The sequence below is a fragment of the Cyclobacteriaceae bacterium genome (assembly GCA_030584025.1).
Lineage (GTDB): Bacteria > Bacteroidota > Bacteroidia > Cytophagales > Cyclobacteriaceae > UBA2336.
Genome location: CP129487.1, coordinates 3,668,133 through 3,687,664, shown reverse-complemented (window position 1 = coordinate 3,687,664; position 19,532 = coordinate 3,668,133). Strand labels below are relative to the sequence as shown.

The following is a 19,532-nucleotide window of genomic DNA, read 5'->3' as shown; positions in this document are numbered from 1 at the left end:
AAAAGTAGTTACAGGAATATGATCGTTAAAACAAAAAATTACAAACTCGAAAAGAAAACCTATATCCGGTTAGCCCTTAAAAATATTTTGAAGCAACAGGGCTGGATAGCGTTGCTGGGTGCATTGGCCATTAGTGCCGGCTATTTTTGGATTCCCAGCATTTGGTGGTTTATTGGAGCGTTTATCGGGTTGGGGTTGTACTTGCTATTTTGGTGGATACAGTTTTTTGGCGTGACGCAGTTGGAGCAAGGCAAAATGTTATTCGAAAAGTTTTCGTACGAGATCAGCAGTCAGCAGATATTGATGAAAATTAATCCGCGTGAAGGAATGCCCATGAAATGGGATCAGATAAAAAAAGCGGCCATCGGAAAGGATTACTTCGTGTTGTTTGTGAACAAAGCACAGATGATATACCTGCCATTCAAAATTTTCAACACCGAGAATGAGCGGAAATTTCTGACCAGTATTTTAAAAACAAAAGGTTACGTGAAGTAATCAACGTTTCGCCTCCATGCCGAAAAGACTTTCACCGGAAGAGGCTAAAGTAAAAATACTTCGGTATTGTGCATATCAGGAGCGCTCTCATCAGGAAGTGAAAGACAAGCTTTATTCGTTTGGCCTCTATTCGTCCGATGTCAACGAAATCATTTCTTATTTAATAACGGAGGGTTTCCTGAATGAGGAACGCTACGCCAAAGCTTTTGTGGGTGGCAAATTCCGGATGAAGAAGTGGGGCAGACTTAAAATTGTGCGCGAGCTGGAAGGGAAAGGACTAACGGCAAATTGCATACGCATTGGGTTACGTGAAATTGATCAGGCCGACTATCTCAAGTCATTGCAATCCATTATTCAGAAAAAATCGGAAGAGATTGATGAACAAAACCTATTTGCAAAGCGAAACAGAGTAGCTCGTTTTGCGATGCAAAAAGGATATGAGCCTGAGTTGGTTTGGCGCGAAGTAAAAGAACTTCTGCCCGATCGCTGATTGTCAACACCCCGACATTTTGTGCATAAACAAATATCCAATTTTCGGGATCAACGTTTAAGCCACTATGCGACTTACACTTCTTAGCCTTGTTCTCCTGCTGTCACTTGCTGATGTTACTGCCCAGTCGACAACCCGGGTTAGAGAATTCAACCTTTCAAAAGGAATTGCGATTGGTGGTTATGATCCCGTCAGCTACTTTGACGGTAAACCAGTGATGGGAAAGACCGACCAGGAGTATGAGCACCTTGGTGTGCGCTATCGGTTCAGCTCATCCAAAACCTATCCCGATTTAAGGAGAACCCCGATAAGTACGAACCAGCCTATGGAGGTTGGTGCGCATATGCGATGGGGGAATCGGGAGAAAAAGTTAAGATTGATCCATTGACCTATAAGATTCTAAACGGAAGACTTTACCTCTTCTACAATTTCTGGGGCAACAATACCCTTCAGGATTGGAACAAGGCGGAGCAGAAGTTGAAGCAAGCTGCCGACCAAAACTGGAAGAAATTCGTACAATAGCCGCCTGTGTATGGCTTTTACCGATTGTTCACTGTCGCGCTTTATTTTCTCCTGCTCTTTAAACTATATTTGTCAAATTCACCGTTCCCTATGAACCTTCAATCGGCCTGTACAGGCATCTTAGGTCAGCTTACCGAAATGGTCAAGCAACTTTCCGATCAGGACTATACCAGGCCTATTCCAACATTAAGTCAATCTTCAATAGGGCAACACCTCAGGCACACGCTTGAGTTTTTTATTTGCCTGGAACATGGATTTGAGCGCGGAGTAGTGAACTACGATAAGCGGGCACATGATAAATTGATAGAAACCGATAAGTTTATTGCCCTTTCGGTTTTGCAACGCATTAGCGATTTCATTGAGAAGCAACAAACTAACACTCCGCTGAAGCTTGAAGTAGGATATGACCTGAGCAAGGAAGACTTTGTTACGGTTGATTCAAATTACCAACGCGAGCTGATTTACAACATTGAGCATGCAGTTCATCACATGGCCATCATGAAAATTGGTGTGCGTGAGGCAGCTCCGTATGTGGCACTTCCCCCCGACTTTGGCGTTGCGGCTTCAACCATTCGTTATCAGGAAACAGCCACGGCACACTCATAAAACTTCATGCAGCTTGCACGAAGTATCTGGCGTAGTAATTTTTTTATCCGTCTCCGAAGTTGGGAGTATTGGCCTTTTGGTGTCGTTCAATTTCCATTAATAATGTATTGGCTTTGGTTGTCGATTAAAGCACGGTCATTATTTTTTTTCTCGGCATCGAACCCGACCATTCTTTTAGGAGGTATGTTCGGTGAATCAAAGTACGACATCCTTAAGCGCTTACCTGATCACCTGTTGCCCAAAACCCGTTTGATTAAATTGCCGGCAACAGCCGAAGAAGTATTACGATTGCTACAAACCGAAGGATTTTCCTTTCCGGTAATTTTCAAACCCGACATTGGCGAGCGTGGTTTTCGTGTAAATAGAATTTTCACAAATGATGAAGCCATTCATTACCTCAACACCGCACCTGGCGATTTCCTTGTTCAGGAACTTCTTGAACTGCCGGTTGAGTGTGGCGTGTTTTACACCCGTTTCCCCAATGAAGAAATGGGTAAGGTAACTTCACTGGTAATAAAAGAAATGCTTTCGGTAACAGGCGATGGACAATCATCTTTGCGGCAACTTATCATGCATCACGATCGCGCCAAGCTGCAATGGAATAGACTGGAACAACAATTTGCTTCCCAGCTGGATGAGGTGCCAGTTAAAAATGAAAAAATCGAATTGAATCCGATAGGCAATCATTGCCTCGGTACTAAATTTTTAAATGGGAGTACCGTTATCGATGACGAACTCTCCACATCGTTTGATGCGATCAGCAAAACCATAGACGGGTTTTATTTTGGGCGGTTTGATTTGAAATGTGCTTCACTTGATGATTTGAGAAAAGGGAATGTGCAGATTATGGAGGTTAATGGTTGTGGTGCAGAGCCAGCACATATTTACCATCCGGGGTTTTCGCTTTGGAAAGCCTGGGGCGTTTTGTTTGTGCATTGGAAAAATTTGTACCGCATCAGTGTTCAGAACCACCGCAAGGGAATTCCCTATACGTCTTTCTTAGAGGGAAGGGAAATATACCGAAGATTCAGCGCAGCACTTAAGGCATAAAAAAACCCCGGCCTTGCGACCGGGGTTTGAATTTTATATGTAATACGAATTAGTTCTTTGGAGGAGTTGTAGTAGCTGTTGGCTGAGGGGTGATGCCCATTTTTTTCAACACCAGGTCTGAAATATCGGAAGCCTCATCCGCATACAGCACCACATCTAGTCCGCTTAATTGATTGGTTAAAATCATGGTGAAGCTGTTTTCTTTGGCAACATCTTCAATGGCTTTACCCACTTTGGTGTAAACGGGCTCCATCAGTTGCACTTGCTTTCGCTGCAGGTTTTCCTGAGAGTCTTGCTCCAGCTTTTGAATGTTTTGTTGAAGTTGTTGCAATTCACGCTCGGTGTTTTGCTTTACTGCATCAGGCACAGTGGCACCAAAAGCCTGGTATTCCTGAAGTTTTTTCTGGAACTCAGCAACCTTGGTATCGTATTGTTTTTTCAGTTGTGCCTGTAATGTTTGAAGCTCAGTTTCAATTTGCTTGGCTTCAGGCATCTGACTGAAAACATATTCAACATCAGCAAAGCCGATTTTTGTAGTTGCCTGTCCAAAAGTCACCAGCGCGGTAAATCCGAATGCCAGCAGAAAAACGATTTTTTTCATCTCAGTAAAATTTATTCAGTTTAGTTAATTCTTAATCTTATCGTTGGGATCGCCTAATCCCAGCTCATCCAGTACAAAGTCGGTGTAGTCATATCGTGGATCGGTATAAATCATCACCAACTCCCCGGATTTATCGAACACAATGGCCAAGTTATTTTGTTTGGCCACTTTGTCTACTGCATCCCACACTTTATCCTGCACGGGTTTTATCAATTCAGCTTTTTTCAGAAAGAACAGCCCATCGAAACCAAAAACTTTGTTTTGATACACTTTGAGTTCTTCTTCCTTCTTTTTTATGGACTCGGTTCGTTCTTTCCGCATCTCTTCAGTCAGCAACACCTGCTCTGCCTGAAGGGCGCTGTACATGGATTCAATTTCTTTAGCCATGCCTTGAATTTCCTTTGTCCACAATTCGGATAACCGGTTTATTTCATCCTGCGCCTTTTTATACTCAGGCATTTTATTCAGGATGAAATCCGTGTCAATGTATCCGAACCTCTGAGCATTGACAAAATTCAGGCCGAAAATGAGAAAAAATATTGTAATAAGGTAAAACCGCATTTTTTAACGGATTTGCTGTCCAATAGTAAACTGGAATTTAGCTCCACTTCGCTGATTGGGGCTGCCTAACGGGAACGGATCAAATCCATAGCCCCAGTTCAACCCAATCAGGCCGAATGCCGGCATGAAGATACGGGCGCCAAAACCAGCCGTTTTGTACATACTAAACGGATTAAAGTCCTCATAATTATTCCAGTTGTTACCCGCTTCGGCAAAAACAAAACCATAAATGGTGGCCGCATTGCCGGTTGTTACCGGGTAACGAAGTTCAAGCCCGAATTTATCATAAACAATACCCCCGCGCACGGATGTTCCTAGGTTATTGTAGGGAGGCGTAATCTGGTTGTCATCATATCCGCGTAATGCAATAATATCCTGACCAAGTACAAATGCTCCAAAACCGCCTGCAAGACCAGCACCACCCAAATAGAAACGCTCGAAAGGCGTATAATCTACTTTGGTTGAATATCGGCCAATGAAACCAAAATGGGCCTTTGCTTCAAGCACTAATTTGTTCTTACGATCAAGTGAAATGTAGTATTTGGCATCGAACATCCACTTGTGGTATTCAACCCACTTGTTAAGCTGTTGAGGCGTGGCCTCTTCATAGTTCAACTTGCTCCAGGATGAATAAGGAGGAGTAAAGGTTGCGCTTAATGAAATTTCTGAACCTTGTGTTGGATACATCGGGCTGTCAACACTTCTTCGTGCAAGCGTGGTGTTGAACGTAAAGCTGTTCGCTACGCAATCCGGACAACCGGGTATGTAGTTGGGCGCATTCTCCAAGGTATAAACCGAATACGATAATGAGTTTGTGAGCGTGAAGTAGTTATCGGGCCACTCCAGTAATTTACCCAAGCCGATGGTGATGTTGTCAACTTTAAGTACAGAGTTCAAATCAAAGAAACTGGTAGCACCTTGCCCGGCAAAACGCGAAATGGATTTATTGGCACTCACAGATAAAGATTGAGGCTTGCGACCACCAAGCCATGGCTCGGTAAATGAAATGCTATAGTTCTGGAAGTTTCGTCCGTTAGCCTGAACACGCAATGATAAACGCTGCCCGTCTCCTACCGGTAGAGGTCTCCATTTTTTTGGATACGGAATATTGCGCAGTGAGAAGTTGTTAAACGTTAACCCGAGTGTTCCTACAAAACCAAACGCACCACCCCAACCACCGGAAAGTTCAATTTGGTCGTTTGACTGCTCTTCAACGGTCCACTCGATATCCACCGTTGCATCAGCCGGGTTGGGCATCATGTTTTGTCCGATGGTTTGCGGGTTGAAATAGCCTAGCTGACCTAATTTCTGCTGTGTTCGAATAATATCTGAACGTCTGAATTTTTGCCCCGGAATGGTGCTTAACTCCCTGCGGATAACGTGGTCGCTGGTTCGGTCGTTGCCAGAAATGGTTACTTCATTAATGGTGGCTTGTTCACCTTCATTGATACGCATTTCCACATCGATGGAGTCACCAATAACAGCTACTTCAACCGGATTGATTCTGAAGAAAAGATATCCGTCATCCATATACAGCCCGCTGATATCAGGGCCTTTCGGGTTAAAGGTTAGCTTTCTGTCAATCATTTCTCGGTTGTACACATCGCCCTTCTTAATGCCCAAAATGGCATTGAGTGTTTTTTCATTGTGGATGTAGTTCCCCGTCCAGATGATGTTTCGGAAATAGTATTTCGGCCCTTCATCAATGACCAGATCAATGTTGATGGTGCGCTTGTTGTAGCGGTAAAGGGTATCCATCACAATCTCTGCATCGCGGTACCCTTTTGAGTTGTAGTGTTCAATGATTTTCTTTTTGTCTTCTTCAAATTCGCTTTGAATAAACTTCGAACCCTTGAAAACATTTAGTTTGATGTTATCGCTAAAGAATTCCTTTACATCGCGCCAGCTGGCCTCATGCGATTCTGTGAAGTAGGTTTTAACATCTCGGGGCTTGAGATTAAAAACTTTTTTTATGAGCGTACGGTGCAGAGCAAAACGAGGATGTTCAGCCGTTTTCTTCATCTGCTTTTTGATTTTTCCGTCAGCAATGTTTTCGTTACCCGTAATGGAGATCTTGTTGATCTTCACTTTAGAGTTGGTGTTCACATTTATTTTCAACCGAATACCATCTGTGGCAATGGTGTCACGCTCCTGTAAAAGTTTTACTTCGGTATTCAAAAAGCCCTTCTTCACAAAAAATTTCTTTACCGCTATTTCGGTATTGCGAAGCATGGCATCGTTTACAATTTTTCCGCGGATGAGGGTAAGTTCTTCTTTTAATGACGATTCCTGTCCTTTGCTGATGCCGGTGAAGTAAAAGTTGGTGAGCCTGGGTCGTTCAGCCATTTTAATTTCAAGCCACACATTTTCACCCTCAATCTTCTGAACGCCAATGGTAACATCACCAATAAGTCCGTGCTTCCATAACCTGCGTATGGCGTTGGAGATGGCATCTCCAGGAATTTTTATTTTATCGCCAATGCGCAATCCCGTAAGGGAGATCATGGCATTTTTATCCAGAATGTTCAACCCAGTAACTTCAATGCCTGCAACAACATATTCAGCCGGATTAGCATAGTTCAGGTTATCGGTAGGTGATGATTGGCTGGCGCGGCTTCTTCGAAACTGAGCCATGGTGTCTAGTCCAACTAACAGGAGGAAAAAAATCAGAATACTCGTTCTCATCATTCAACTAACCGGATTCAATTGTTCACTTGTTTTACCAAACCTGCGTTCGCGCTGTTGGTATGACCAGATGGCTTCGTACAAATGTTCCTTTCGGAAATCGGGCCACAGGGTGGGTGTAATGTATAACTCTGTGTAGGCAATTTGCCACAATAAAAAATTGCTGATGCGCATTTCTCCGCTGGTGCGGATGAGGAGTTCAGGGTCAGGGATTCCTGCAGTTTGTAAATGTTTACCAATGTTTTCCTCGGTAATGGATTCCGGATCCAGTGAGCCACTTTTAACTTCCTGCGCAATGGTTTTGACAGCCTCTTTAAGCTCCCATCTTCCGCTGTAGCTTAAAGCAAGAATTACCGTTAGTCCGGTATTGTTTTTAGTCTCTTCCATGGCCCAGGCAAGGTTCTTCTGACAGTCCCCTGGTAGGTGTGATGTTTCTCCTATGGTAATTAGTTTTACCCGGTTCTCCATTAGCGACTTAATTTCTTCCTTCAGGGTATTTACCAACAACTCCATAAGGCCTTCCACCTCGTCTTTTGGGCGGGACCAATTTTCGGTTGAAAAAGCATACAGGGTAAGGTATTTTACCCCGATTTCGCCACATCCTTCGGTAACCTCCCTTACAGCCTTTACGGCATTGCGGTGGCCGAAAATGCGCATGGCACCCTTCTTTTTAGCCCAACGGCCATTGCCATCCATAATTACAGCAATGTGTTGAGGGACGTTATTGGGGTCAATATGTTCTTTAAAAGAAGCCACAGGGGGCCAAAAATAGCGTATTTTCAACAACTTCTATGTAAATGCCCGATTCGTTTTAACCCGGCTATTTGTAGGGGTTTTTCGGGCAGGGGATATCGTAAAATGTGCGGGTAAGCGTTATCCCAACAAAAAAATAGTTATCGAAATCATTTGGGTTTCCATACTGATAATTCTTTTGGGTGGGATCACCATCTGAAAGGTTATCCAGGTAGTCGAAAAATGTTTTTCGCATACCCACCTCAAAGGCAACGTAGTATTTAGGGTTTACAATGTATTTGAAGCCTCCGCCAAAAGGAATGGTGAACTGAACGTTGCTGTACTCTTCAGGCTTTATATCATAACCCGAAATGCCAAACAGGCCGAGACCTGTAAACAAATAGGGCGTGTAGCGCAGTGGAGTTTTGTTATCGCGCCAATTCAAAAAATGATACTCAAAACCTAAACTGGTTTCAAACAAAAACGTATTGAACGATGCATCGCGTGCCGTGGCAAAGGCATCAATGGGCGTTTCTTTTGCACCGAGTTGCCCGGCAGTAAGGGTAGCACGAAAACTCACCACCTTACTGATGTTGGATCGGTAGTAGATGGTGCCTGCAGGTTTGGAATTTTGAATGCGGTATGTTCTCACCACATCACCGGTGTAATTAAAGGTGCCAAGCCCGAAACCAATTTCTGATCGCTGCGCAAACGATGCTGTTGCGCTAAACAGAAAATAGAGAATACCAAGCGACCGGGTAACCGTCATCTGAATTTAGCGCGGTGAAAGGTTTTACCCAGAATGTAGGTTAGGCGAATAGATGTAACCATGTATACATCTCGGTCATTTGATTTAGCGCTACCCCTTAGGTTACGCTCACCATTAGCATTAACATGTCCGAAGCCAGCAACGGTATTGAATGTGCCATAACCTGTATACTGATTGGCAAGTATTTCCTGAATGCGGGCATTAACCGGTTGCACTTCGTTGGAGCGATAGGATAAAGCCCTTGCCTTCTCGCTGGAGAGTGTATTTAAATCAACGTAATAACCACTTACATCATCCAGGTAGTCGGTGAATGTATAACGGAAACCAAATTCAGCGGCAATATCCATAACCTCGTTTATTCTGAAACGCGCGCCAAAGCCAAATGGTATAGCAACCTGAATTAAACTGTACGATTTTCCTTCAGTTTCTAAGGGTTTAAGGTTAACCCATTCCCCTGCATCAGAGAAGGGGTTTCCAAGAAGATCTGTTTCCGGAACCTGGGCCTGAGGATTGTGGTGAAACCCGGCTACGCCCGCATAAATGTAAGGAGTCCAGGGAACGCGGCTGATATAGGTGGCTTGATTTTCAAACAGATCAACCTGTGCCACTACGGAAAGTTCTTTAATACGGTTGCGGAATGACAGGTTGCGCACATAACGAAAGGCACCGTTATTAACATCATCCGGATCAGCCGATTCGCTGTCGGCCCCACGAATTCCACCATACATGAAATTGGCCATCAGCTGGTAGCGGGGGCCAAAGCGATGTGTAAACGAAAGCCCAATTGCCGGACGGGTGAATCCGATATCGGTACTCATGCGTTTTGGAGCAGGTGAGAGATCACCAAAATAGTTAAAAGCATTTAGCGAAACGCCAAGTGCATTGTAAACTTTGTCTTTTCCGAAATTAGATTTTCGGCCGCGGTAGCTGGAAATGCGCTTGTTATTCTTTTTAATATTCCTTCTGCTCATTTGTCCTTCAGCCTCATCGGTTATGAAGGTCATGAACAAGGACGCCAGCACGAAAAAAGCCAACTTTCTCATCAGCGGTAAGTGTTTAAAAATCAGTAAGCTACAAAGGTAAGTAAAAAATCAATTTCTGATGTCGAGTCCCCAATTTAGCTTTTGTCGTAAGGTTCTAAAATAATGCTGCCCCTCCAGTTGAATGAGGTGCGCATGAAACGCTTCCCTTTTTACCTTCAGCTTTACCGTATGATCAACCGTTGACATTCTGGAATCGAGTGAAACGAGAAATTTTTTGCTACGACCTTCAATTTCAAACGTGATTTCGGATTGGTCAGGAACCACTATGGGGCGTACGGTGAGGTTATGCGGACTAACCGGGGTGATGATGAAGTTGCCTGAACGGGGGAAAACCAGCGGACCACCACAACTTAGCGAATAGCCGGTTGAGCCTGTGGGTGTGGCTACAATAATTCCATCAGCCCAGTAGGAGTTTAAGAATTCACCATCGATATACGTGTGTACGGTAATCATGGATGAAGAATCTTTCTTCACCACAGTAAAATCATTGAGCGCAAAGTTGAGTTTGCCGAACAGGTTTTGATTGGACTCAAGCCGGAGAATAACACGTTTATCAAGCGTGTACGATCCGGTGAATAATTTTTGTAACGCCCGTTCAGTTTCCTCTCGGCTTATGGTAGCGAGAAATCCAAGTCGCCCCGTGTTGATTCCAAGAATTGGCGTTTCAGCTGCGCCCACATGCGTAACAGACTCCAACAAGGTGCCATCTCCACCAATGCTTAAAAAGGCATTCAACTTTTTTAAGGAATCACCGGGTTCATAAATTTTATAGCTGAATTTTTTAAAAGCAGCAGCCTTTAGAAAACCTGCGAATTTGGCAGAGACAAAAAGATCGGCTTTGTGCTGCGCAAGCACCTGAAAAATAAGTTGAATAAAATCGGCTGACTGCCGGTTAAATTCTTTACCATGAATTCCGATTTTCATGTGCTTCCGGTTAATCCCTGAAGATTAAAGGTACAACCGAAATGTGGAAGTGAAAAACAACGAACAGTGCTTAAATATCCAGGTAACGTAGCAGCATATCAATGCGCTCTCGCTCTGAGCCAATGGGTTTTGATTCCTGGTAGCGCCCAACCACTTTGTAACCGAATCGTTCAAGTGTAGCAACGGTACGCGAAAGATCAACCTGGTTTAATTTTAGGGTAAGCCTAAGCTTTCCCGGATCAAGTGGTTCTTCCTTAACAATGCTGCTTAAAACCTTGGTGTTGTTTTCTTCAATAAGGCGACTGATTTCAGCAAGTGAGTAGTCATTATGATTCATGGAGAGCACCAGAATACCACCGGGCATTTGTACAGCAGCCGTTTGTGCAAACGAGGTGATGGTATCTTGTACGGTAATTACACCATGATACTGTTGAAGATCATCCAGTACAGCAACCGACTGAAGCTTATTGTCAGCAGCTACTTTAAGAATGTCATAGAAGTGAGTAGATGCTGAAACGAAGCATTTCTCCCCCACAAGGTTGAAATCACCAACGTGCCGGTCAATATCATTTGCCTCGAGAATAATTTCCTCAGAAATGAAGCCCAACAGTTTACCGTCTTCTACAACTGGCATGTGATTACACCGAAATTCTTCCATCCACACAATAGCCTTGTGCGCATCGTCAGTTGATTTCAGCGGAGGTATCATGTGGTTTATCAGATCTTCGGCAATCACGGGCTATCGATTACGCATATATACCTTAATTCAGCAAAAAGTCTTCCACAAGCTCATTAAATTTTTCAGGATGCTCCATCATGGGCGCATGGCAGCATTTATCAATGAATTTGAGGGAAGAACGGGGAATTAACCGATTAAATTCATGAGCCACCATGGGTGGTGTAATCGTATCATTCAACCCCCATACTAACAATGTGGGTACATTAATGTTTGGAATTTCATCTGCCAGGTTGTTTCGCTGGGCCGATTTGGCAATGGCCACTATGCGCATGCATTTGGGAATGCTGTTGGTGGTTTCAAACACCTCGTCCACCAGTTCTTTGGTAGCAACTTCAGGATTATAAAATGTATAGGCAACACGCTCTTTTATATACTGATAGTTACCTCGCTTAGGGTATGAACCTCCCATGGAATCTTCAAACAATCCTGAGCTACCGGTAAGAATCAGTTTTTTTACTTTATGTGGATTTTTCAATGTATACACCAAAGCAACATGTCCGCCAAGGCTGTTCCCCATTATGGTCATGTCTTCGAGCTTTTTAAAAGCAACGAAGTCCTCCACAAATTTACGCAGCCCTTCAAGGCCGGCCTCTCTTACAGGCATTTCATAAATGGGCAGCATAGGAATGACCACGCGGAAATTGACTGAGAACCGGTTAACCACACCCTCCCAGTTGCTGAGCGCCCCGAAGAGTCCGTGCAACAACATGAGCACCGGCCCCTGGCCCTCATCAACAAACTTAAATCCGCCTTCTTCTTTAACGTTTAGCGCCATTGCGTTATGTTTTATAACCAAAATGTAAAGAAAAAAAATTCAAAATGTTAAATGGAGGAGCAGAAGCTTAGTCCTGCGTTCCAAAAAGATTTTTGAATGTCGGGAAAATATCTCCCACCCATTCGGTTACGGTTGGGGCAACACTGGCCGTGAAGGCGTATAACCGCGACTCTGCCACCCAATTTTCAGGCAACTCAAAGGCGAGCGCATCTAATATCCAAAAAAGTACACTGATCATGAATGCAGCTTTGAGCAAACCCAACACACCTCCGGCCCATTGATCAGCATTGCCTAAAATGGTTTTATCTAGGGAAGATTTAATAAGTTTACCGATCAGGTTAACAACAATAATCACAATCACAAACACCAGACCGAACGCGGCATAGGGCAAAATCTTTTCATCAATGTTATAGGCACTTGCAAGTTTTAGCATAGCCACGCCCATCAGCTTAAAGCCGAGCAGAATGCCCAGAAAAATTCCTGCTAAAGAAAACAAGCTTACTAAAAAGCCTTTTTTGTATCCTGAAACGGCCCCAATAATGAACGCTACAACGAGAATAATATCAAGAACACTCACAAGGCCAGCAGTTTTTTAACCAGTTCAGAAATCAACCTACCATCCGCCTGGCCCGCCAGCTTTTTGGTGGCGGTGCCCATCACCTTACCCATGTCCTGCGGCCCTTTTGCGCCAACCTCTTCGATAATTTTTTTAAGTGCATCAGTCACTTCTGCTTCAGTGAGTTGCTTGGGTAAATACCGGCTGATTACCTCCAGTTGAAACGATTCTCTTTCTGCGAGATCAGCACGACCCTGCTGACTGAAAATATCCGCTGATTCTTTGCGCTGCTTGGCGGCCTTCATCAACAATTTATTTTCAGCATCGGCTGTAACATCTCCGCTTCCACCTTTTTCGGTTTCTGCCAATAAGATCATCGATTTGATGCTTCTCAATGCTTCCAGTTCTTCCTTGTTTTTGGCCAGCATCGCTTTCTTGATGTCGGCATCGATTTGTGCTTTCAGGCTCATAACAATCAGTCTTTCCACAAAAGTAGCAGTATGAAATAAATTAAAAAGCCTTACGGTTTGATATGATGCATTTAACATGCGCTATTTGTAATTTGGTAGCTGAGGTATGACGCGCTTAAGTGTAAACATTAACAAGATAGCTACCCTGCGTAATGCACGGGGTGGTAACAATCCGGATGTGGTGAAAACCGCGATGGATTGTGAGCGCTTTGGCGCAGAAGGCATTACGGTACATCCACGCCCCGATGAACGACACATTCGCTACAGCGATGTGATGCAATTGAAAGATGTGGTGAAAACAGAGTTCAACATTGAGGGCTACCCTGATGAGCGATACCTGAAAATTATCCGTGAAGTAAAGCCGGCACAGGCAACACTGGTTCCGGATGGCCCTGATGTGATTACCTCCAATGCAGGATGGGATACTGTGAAACATCAAACTTTTTTGAAAGACATTGTTACCGAGTTGAAAAGTTACGGCACACGTGTTTCAATTTTTGTTAACCCCAATCCTTCTATTGCTGAAGGCGCTGCGAAAGTTGGAGCCGATCGGATTGAAATGTATACGGAGCCTTATGCGCAACAATATTTGTCTGATCCAGAAAAGGCAATTGCCCCATATGTGCAATGCGCAAAGGCAGCACATGCATGCGGATTGGGAATCAATGCCGGACACGACTTGGATTTGAACAACCTTCGTTTTTTAAAACAAAGTATTCCGTATTTGGATGAGGTCTCCATTGGTCATGCACTGATTTGCGATGCCTTGTATTATGGATTAGAGAACACCATACAGATGTACCTGCATCAGCTTAGAGATTGAAGCTTATTCGCTATCTTTAATTCTTTAAACCACGTCCTATGAAACTTCGCGAAAAATTCAGCAACGAAGATCTGGAGCGTATCAAGGCAGCTGTCAGAAAAGCTGAGGCAGGCATATCGGGTGAAATTGTACCTGTCATTGTTGCCCGAAGCGGTTATTATACGATCGCGAATTACAAGGGAGCACTGTTGGCAGCATTCACGGTATTCAGTTTGATCGTGGTTTTTGATCGGTATGTTCCTACGCTGGCCGTGTATGATCCACTCCATATTTTTCTGCTTGTGCTGTTGGCGGCAGTTATTGGTGGTGTATTGCCAAATGTTTCAGATGACATCAAGCGCTGGTTAGTTTCGCAGCGCCACCTGGATCACGCTACGCGTCAACGTGCCGAAAATGCTTTTTTGGAACAGGAGGTTTTTAATACGCGTCATCGTACCGGCATCATGATTTTTATTTCATTTTTTGAACACGAAGTGATCGTAATGGGTGATCAGGGTATAAGCAAGGTAGTGGAACAGAAAGTCTGGGATAACCTGGTTCAGGAACTGATTGGTTTCATTCGAAAAGGAAGAACCGTGGAGGGCCTTGAAGCATCTATAAAACATTGTGGTGAAATCTTAAAAGAAAAAGGATTCAACAAAACCACGGATGATGTAAATGAATTGCGTGACGATTTAAGAATAGACTGATGCGTGCCTTTTCACCACTTGCTACTATATCCATTTTATTTTTTTGCGTTACAACTTTTGTAGCAGGTGCACAGCGCGCCATTCCAGAACTTTGGGGTGTTCGCGTTCATGATGAAGCCAAAATTTTATCGGCATCAAAAGTGCAGCAGTTGGAAGCGCAACTAAAGCAACATGAAGACTCTACATCCAATCAAATAGCCATTTTGATTATTCCATCGTTAGATGGAGAAGTATTGGAAGAATACTCATTAAAAGTAGCCGAAAAGTCGCAGCTAGGTAAAAAAGAAAAAGATAACGGTGTGTTGTTGCTGATTGCTGTTGAAGACCGGAAAATGCGCATTGAGGTTGGCTACGGCCTGGAGGGTGCACTACCCGATATTACCTGTAATCAAATTATCCGCAATGAAATTGCACCGGCATTCAGACGAAATGATTATGATGCGGGAGTCCAGGCGGGAATAGATGGCATAATCAGCGCCATAGCCGGTGAGTATGTAGCCGATGTTGCCAGCAACGAAATGGAATCAATGCCCTGGTTTGTTGGACTTTTTGTGTTTGGGATACTGGGACTTTTTTCACTGATGGGCCTGCTGATTAAAGGTGGAGCCGGCTGGTTCCTGTATGTGTTTTTGATTCCATTCTATGCCGCTTTCCCCTTTGCCCTATACGGCTGGGAAACTGGCAAAATGATTCTGCTTGGTCATATCATCGGGTTCCCTATTCTCAAAATAATCTTTAAGATGATGGGCTGGAGTAAGCTGGAAAGTTCCGGTGGCTCTGGTGGAGGCTATTCATCCGGAGGAGGCTGGTCCTCCGGTGGCGGAGGCTGGTCGTCTGGCGGAGGAGGCTTTTCGGGTGGTGGCGGAAGTTTTGGTGGCGGAGGCAGCAGCGGAAGCTGGTAACAGTCAGGTGTACCAAAAACCTTTTCTTATTTAATCCACATTTTTGATTCAGGATTATTGAATTGCCTTATTTTTGGCCTTTCTTATCCTAACATCTTCCCGAATGAAAAGAGATAAAGTTGTTTTCGACCTCATCGAAAAAGAAAAAAAGCGCCAACAAAACGGAATTGAATTAATCGCCTCTGAAAACTTTACTTCATCGCAAGTGATGAAGGCCATGGGCACCGTGCTTACCAACAAGTATGCGGAAGGACTGCCCGGCAAGCGTTACTACGGGGGTTGTGAAGTGGTGGATGAGATTGAGCAACTGGCTATCGATCGGGCTTGTCAGTTATTCAATGCCGATTGGGCAAACGTACAGCCACACTCAGGCGCGCAGGCGAATGCCGCGGTTATGCTGGCTTGTTTAAAGCCGGGAGATAAGATTTTAGGCTTTGACCTGGCACATGGTGGACACCTTACGCACGGTTCACCTGTTAACTTTTCCGGGAAGTTGTATCAACCTACCTTTTATGGTGTTGAAGAGAACACAGGAAGAATAGATTTCGATAAGGTTATTGAAACAGCCAAACGCGAGAAACCCAAATTGATTATTTGCGGAGCCTCTGCGTATAGCCGTGATTGGGATTATAAAAAATTGCGTGAAGCTGCTGATGCAGTAGGCGCTTTATTGCTGGCCGATATCGCCCACCCGGCAGGGTTGATTGCACGTGGTTTGTTGAATGACCCGATGGAGTACTGCCACATCGTGACTACCACTACACACAAAACCTTGCGCGGCCCGCGTGGCGGAATGATTATGGTGGGTAAAAACTTCGACAATCCGTGGGGGTTAAAAACTCCAAAAGGAGAAATCAGAAAGATTACTTCCATTTTGGATTCAGGTGTATTCCCCGGAACGCAGGGTGGTCCGCTGGAGCATGTGATTGCCGCCAAGGCTATTGCGTTTGAAGAAGCACTATCCGATGATTATTTGAAATATGTGGTGCAGGTTGTAAAAAATGCAAAAGCAATGGCCGCTGCATTTGTAGCAAAAGGTTACCGGATCATTTCAGATGGCACCGATAATCATTTGATGTTGATTGATCTGCGCTCTAAGAACCTCACGGGCAAACAAGCTGAAGAATCGCTGATCAAGGCTGACATTACGATTAACAAAAACATGGTGCCGTTTGATACGCAGTCGCCATTTGTTACTTCAGGTATGCGCATCGGTACACCGGCCATCACCACACGTGGATTAAAAGAAAAGGATGTAGTGAAGGTGGTTGACTTAATTGATGACGTATTGAAAGCACCGGAAAATCCGGATAACCTGAAGGCAGTAAAGAAGAAAGTGAACAGCTTCATGAAGAAGTTTCCGTTGTATTAATTTCTTAAGAAGGGTTTTGATTAATGGTTGAAGAAAAAGAAATGACTTTCCTCGATCACCTCGAGGAGTTACGCTGGCACATCATCCGGTCGCTATTGGCGGTGGTTATTCTAACCATTGTTGCATTTATATATGGCCCTTGGATATTTGAGAACATAGTATTCGCAGTTGCCAAACCGGATTTTATTTTCTTTGATTGGATGTGCGCGTTAGGGAAACTTGTGGGTTATGAAGAAACCTTATGTGTAGAAGAGATTCCATTTAAAATTCAAAGCCGTCAAATGACGGGGCAGTTTACCATGCACATTGCAGCCTCATTGTTCATTGGTGTATCGGCTGCATTTCCTTATATCGTTTGGGAAATCTGGAGATTTGTAAAACCAGGACTGGTTACCAAGGAGCGTAGGTTTTCACGTGGCGCGGTTTTCTCTATTTCGTTTTTATTTTTCTCGGGTGTTGCATTTGGTTATTTCATCATGAGTCCGTTGGCGGTATACTTTTTGTCAAATTATAAACTCAGTGATATGATTGCCAATGAGTTTGACATTACCTCATACGTATCAACGGTAATCACACTGGTATTTGGAAGTGGGCTGCTTTTTCAATTACCGGTTGTTGTTTATTTCCTGACAAAGATTGGGATGATTACTCCGGCATTCATGCGTAAGTATCGCAGGCACGCCATTGTTATCATTCTGATTATTGCGGCTATTGTCACGCCCCCCGATCCATTCAGTCAGACGTTAATCGGTATTCCGTTGTACCTGCTGTATGAATTCAGTATTTTCATATCCGCAACGGTGTTAAGACGCCAAAAGAAGCGCGAAGCAGACGATCAATACGCAGAAATCTAAGTAACATGAAAATTGCCATCGGAAGTGACCATGCTGGATTTGAACACAAGGAAGTGTTAAAAGAATGGCTTACCAATAATGGCTACGAAGTAAGCGATTTCGGTACGCACAGCCTTGATTCGGTAGATTACCCCGACTTTGCCCATCCGGTAGCTGAAGCGGTGGAAAAGCAGGATGCTTCGCTTGGCGTGTTACTATGTGGAAGCGGCAACGGGGTTGCCATTACAGCCAATAAACACCAAGGCATCCGGGCAGCGTTGTGCTGGACGGAAGAGATAGCCGCCTTGGCACGTCAGCATAACAATGCCAACGTGGTTTGTATTCCTGCTCGCTATGTTACACAACAGCAAGCCGAAAAAATTCTGGAAACATTTTTACATACAGAATTTGAAGGTGGCCGCCATTCCCGCAGGGTTGAAAAAATCAGTTGCTAGGATTCTCCACTAATTCCCACTGTCCGTTCCCGGATTTTTTGTACTTGCGTTGCAACGCTGGGATGCGATCAAAAAATGGTTGCATCTTGTTTTCAGGATCGATAATCAGTTGTGGTGGATCAGCTTCGAACATTCGGTTAACCCGTAGCACGTTTTCATAGTATTGAGGCTGATCAAAAATTTCCAGGGTAAGTTTCCGGTTAATAAAAGGTGGGGCGATGGAGTTAGTTAAATACCCGGCAAATTCTTCATCAAGAATCAGTACACGTTTGTTTGTGAATTCATGCTTATTCTCAAGTACAGTCAATCTTGAATAATCCACATCAATCTTTGAATAACGGGCGAGGTACAGGGTAGTAAGCATTCCAAGCAACAGTACCCAAACATTTATTTCCGCAAATTTTCTTCTTCGGATCAGCAGCAAGAAATGTGTAAAAAAGAAACTCACCGCAGGCATTAAGGGCAAAAGACTTTGTGCCCGGAAGTCGGTTGTAAAGTATAACTGAACAAGTCCGATGATAAACCACAAAAACATGGCGGTGAGTAATTGCGATTGATATTTTGTTAACCGGGCCTCGCGGTTAAGCACCACCATTGCAATGAGCAAATACGCCAACGGAACGGCACATAAAATCAGGATACTTTTTACGGAGAGAAGTGGGGAGGTTGGAAAAACCAGGTTGGTCTGGTAAAGACTTTTCCAAATATCCTGCAGGTTACCCCCGATCAGATAAGTTGCCATAATAATCAGGTGTGGCAACATGAATCCGGTGAGCATCAACAAATATTTGCGCACCTCATTTCGGGTAAACAAAATTAAAATCAGTACAACCCCGGGCAGGTAAATAATGTAGGAGAAGTTGAATAACGTAGCTAAACTGATAAAAAGGCCAATTGAAAAAATGGTTTCGTCCCGCTGAACCTTGAATTCAATTTCTGTAAGAAGCGAGTTCAGCGCGAGCAATAAGAAACCGAATGCGCCAAGGTCGGCAGTCAGCGAAAAGTTATCGAATGATATTAATGTAAGAATTAGAAACAGTAAAGATGGGATATAGGTGTTTTCTGTAAACGCCTTTTTATCAATCAGCATAATGCCAATGAAGGCACCTTGCAAGAACAAAATGAAAAGCGTAAGGATGTGGCGAAGCGCAAAGTTTTCGCCAAACACCCAATCGAGCGCACCGTAAAACCAGGCGGCAAGGGGAGGCGTATTATCAACTATTTCGTGGTAAAGCCCGAATCCTTCCGTAATTTTTTCGCCCAACAAAAGGCTTTTCAGTTCGGGTATTGTAACCGGTGCTGAGTCAATAAGAAGCGGAAGTACCCACACCAGGTATAACCCGGCTAATGCCAGTAAGCGATACGGATCGTTAATGCGGAAGTAGCGAAGCAAAGGAAAACTCGTTTGGCGTGAAAAATAGACAGGATTTTCAAGCTTTG

24 protein-coding genes are annotated in these 19,532 nt (G+C 44.0%); 12 read left to right on the top strand and 12 right to left on the bottom strand.

Going from position 1 to position 19,532, the window contains the following annotated elements; translation table 11 throughout:
* Positions 1-18 precede the first annotated feature (18 nt).
* From QY309_16695 to QY309_16670, 6 genes are all read left to right on the top strand, one after another.
* Complete coding sequence (locus tag QY309_16695; GenBank protein WKZ59488.1) at positions 19-495, top strand: YcxB family protein; 477 nt, start codon at positions 19-21, stop codon at positions 493-495.
* 16 nt (positions 496-511) lie between these two features.
* Positions 512-985: a regulatory protein RecX gene (locus tag QY309_16690; protein ID WKZ59487.1), complete on the top strand. Its 474-nt coding sequence runs from the start codon at positions 512-514 to the stop codon at positions 983-985.
* Between the two features lie 67 nt (positions 986-1,052).
* Positions 1,053-1,373, top strand: a complete 321-nt coding sequence (locus QY309_16685; protein WKZ59486.1) for a hypothetical protein — start codon at positions 1,053-1,055, stop codon at positions 1,371-1,373.
* A complete protein-coding gene (locus QY309_16680) occupies positions 1,259-1,507 on the top strand; it encodes a YHS domain-containing (seleno)protein (GenBank protein WKZ61715.1) in 249 nt (82 codons plus the stop codon). The genes QY309_16685 and QY309_16680 overlap by 115 nt, the downstream gene beginning before the upstream one ends.
* Positions 1,508-1,597: 90 nt before the next feature.
* On the top strand, positions 1,598-2,113 hold the full coding sequence (locus tag QY309_16675) for a DinB family protein (protein ID WKZ59485.1): 516 nt from the start codon (positions 1,598-1,600) through the stop codon (positions 2,111-2,113).
* A 183-nt stretch (positions 2,114-2,296) separates the two neighbouring features.
* Complete coding sequence (locus QY309_16670; GenBank protein ID WKZ59484.1) at positions 2,297-3,163, top strand: hypothetical protein; 867 nt, start codon at positions 2,297-2,299, stop codon at positions 3,161-3,163.
* 49 nt (positions 3,164-3,212) lie between these two features.
* On the opposite strand, the gene QY309_16665 is transcribed toward QY309_16670, so the two are convergent.
* The 11 genes from QY309_16665 to QY309_16615 all read right to left on the bottom strand — a co-directional run bounded on the left by QY309_16665 (position 3,213) and on the right by QY309_16615 (position 13,018).
* Complete coding sequence (locus tag QY309_16665; protein ID WKZ59483.1) at positions 3,213-3,764, bottom strand: OmpH family outer membrane protein; 552 nt, start codon at positions 3,762-3,764, stop codon at positions 3,213-3,215.
* A 24-nt stretch (positions 3,765-3,788) separates the two neighbouring features.
* The gene (locus QY309_16660; protein ID WKZ59482.1) at positions 3,789-4,325 is read right to left on the bottom strand and encodes an OmpH family outer membrane protein; all 537 of its coding nucleotides are present in this window, start codon (positions 4,323-4,325) and stop codon (positions 3,789-3,791) included.
* 3 nt (positions 4,326-4,328) lie between these two features.
* Positions 4,329-7,013 carry a POTRA domain-containing protein gene (locus tag QY309_16655; protein ID WKZ59481.1) on the bottom strand — a complete coding sequence of 895 codons (2,685 nt, stop codon included), beginning with the start codon at positions 7,011-7,013 and terminating at the stop codon, positions 4,329-4,331.
* Positions 7,014-7,766 (bottom strand): isoprenyl transferase, encoded by a 753-nt coding sequence (locus tag QY309_16650; GenBank protein WKZ59480.1) that lies wholly within the window; start codon positions 7,764-7,766, stop codon positions 7,014-7,016.
* Between the two features lie 64 nt (positions 7,767-7,830).
* The gene (locus QY309_16645) at positions 7,831-8,511 is read right to left on the bottom strand and encodes a DUF6089 family protein (protein ID WKZ59479.1); all 681 of its coding nucleotides are present in this window, start codon (positions 8,509-8,511) and stop codon (positions 7,831-7,833) included.
* Entirely contained in the window at positions 8,508-9,554 is a 1,047-nt protein-coding gene (locus QY309_16640; GenBank protein ID WKZ59478.1) for a DUF6089 family protein, read from the bottom strand. Before QY309_16640 ends, QY309_16645 begins: the two co-directional genes overlap by 4 nt.
* A 48-nt stretch (positions 9,555-9,602) precedes the next feature.
* The gene (locus QY309_16635) at positions 9,603-10,478 is read right to left on the bottom strand and encodes an NAD kinase (GenBank protein ID WKZ59477.1); all 876 of its coding nucleotides are present in this window, start codon (positions 10,476-10,478) and stop codon (positions 9,603-9,605) included.
* A gap of 70 nt (positions 10,479-10,548) precedes the next feature.
* Positions 10,549-11,214, bottom strand: a complete 666-nt coding sequence (locus QY309_16630; GenBank protein WKZ59476.1) for a CBS domain-containing protein — start codon at positions 11,212-11,214, stop codon at positions 10,549-10,551.
* Positions 11,215-11,239: 25 nt separating this feature from the next.
* Positions 11,240-11,992: an alpha/beta hydrolase gene (locus QY309_16625; protein ID WKZ59475.1), complete on the bottom strand. Its 753-nt coding sequence runs from the start codon at positions 11,990-11,992 to the stop codon at positions 11,240-11,242.
* Between the two features lie 67 nt (positions 11,993-12,059).
* Positions 12,060-12,569, bottom strand: a complete 510-nt coding sequence (locus tag QY309_16620) for a CvpA family protein (GenBank protein ID WKZ59474.1) — start codon at positions 12,567-12,569, stop codon at positions 12,060-12,062.
* Entirely contained in the window at positions 12,566-13,018 is a 453-nt protein-coding gene (locus QY309_16615; GenBank protein WKZ61714.1) for a GatB/YqeY domain-containing protein, read from the bottom strand. The genes QY309_16620 and QY309_16615 overlap by 4 nt, the downstream gene beginning before the upstream one ends.
* A gap of 106 nt (positions 13,019-13,124) precedes the next feature.
* Between QY309_16615 and QY309_16610 the strand changes: the two genes are divergently transcribed.
* The 6 genes from QY309_16610 (at position 13,125) to rpiB (ending at position 18,092) form a co-directional block, all read left to right on the top strand.
* Complete coding sequence (locus QY309_16610) at positions 13,125-13,841, top strand: pyridoxine 5'-phosphate synthase (GenBank protein ID WKZ59473.1); 717 nt, start codon at positions 13,125-13,127, stop codon at positions 13,839-13,841.
* Positions 13,842-13,879: 38 nt separating this feature from the next.
* Positions 13,880-14,530 (top strand): hypothetical protein, encoded by a 651-nt coding sequence (locus tag QY309_16605; protein WKZ59472.1) that lies wholly within the window; start codon positions 13,880-13,882, stop codon positions 14,528-14,530.
* Positions 14,530-15,432 (top strand): TPM domain-containing protein, encoded by a 903-nt coding sequence (locus tag QY309_16600; protein ID WKZ59471.1) that lies wholly within the window; start codon positions 14,530-14,532, stop codon positions 15,430-15,432. The genes QY309_16605 and QY309_16600 overlap by 1 nt, the downstream gene beginning before the upstream one ends.
* A gap of 103 nt (positions 15,433-15,535) precedes the next feature.
* Entirely contained in the window at positions 15,536-16,804 is a 1,269-nt protein-coding gene (gene glyA / locus QY309_16595; protein ID WKZ59470.1) for a serine hydroxymethyltransferase, read from the top strand.
* 23 nt (positions 16,805-16,827) lie between these two features.
* The gene (gene tatC / locus QY309_16590) at positions 16,828-17,658 is read left to right on the top strand and encodes a twin-arginine translocase subunit TatC (GenBank protein ID WKZ59469.1); all 831 of its coding nucleotides are present in this window, start codon (positions 16,828-16,830) and stop codon (positions 17,656-17,658) included.
* 5 nt (positions 17,659-17,663) lie between these two features.
* Positions 17,664-18,092, top strand: coding sequence for a ribose 5-phosphate isomerase B (rpiB, locus tag QY309_16585; GenBank protein ID WKZ59468.1), 429 nt, complete (start codon positions 17,664-17,666; stop codon positions 18,090-18,092).
* Here the strand turns inward: rpiB and QY309_16580 are convergent.
* Positions 18,082-19,485: a DUF6427 family protein gene (locus QY309_16580; GenBank protein WKZ59467.1), complete on the bottom strand. Its 1,404-nt coding sequence runs from the start codon at positions 19,483-19,485 to the stop codon at positions 18,082-18,084. The two genes, rpiB and QY309_16580, sit on opposite strands and share 11 nt — an antisense overlap.
* Between the last annotated feature and the right edge of the window lie 47 nt (positions 19,486-19,532).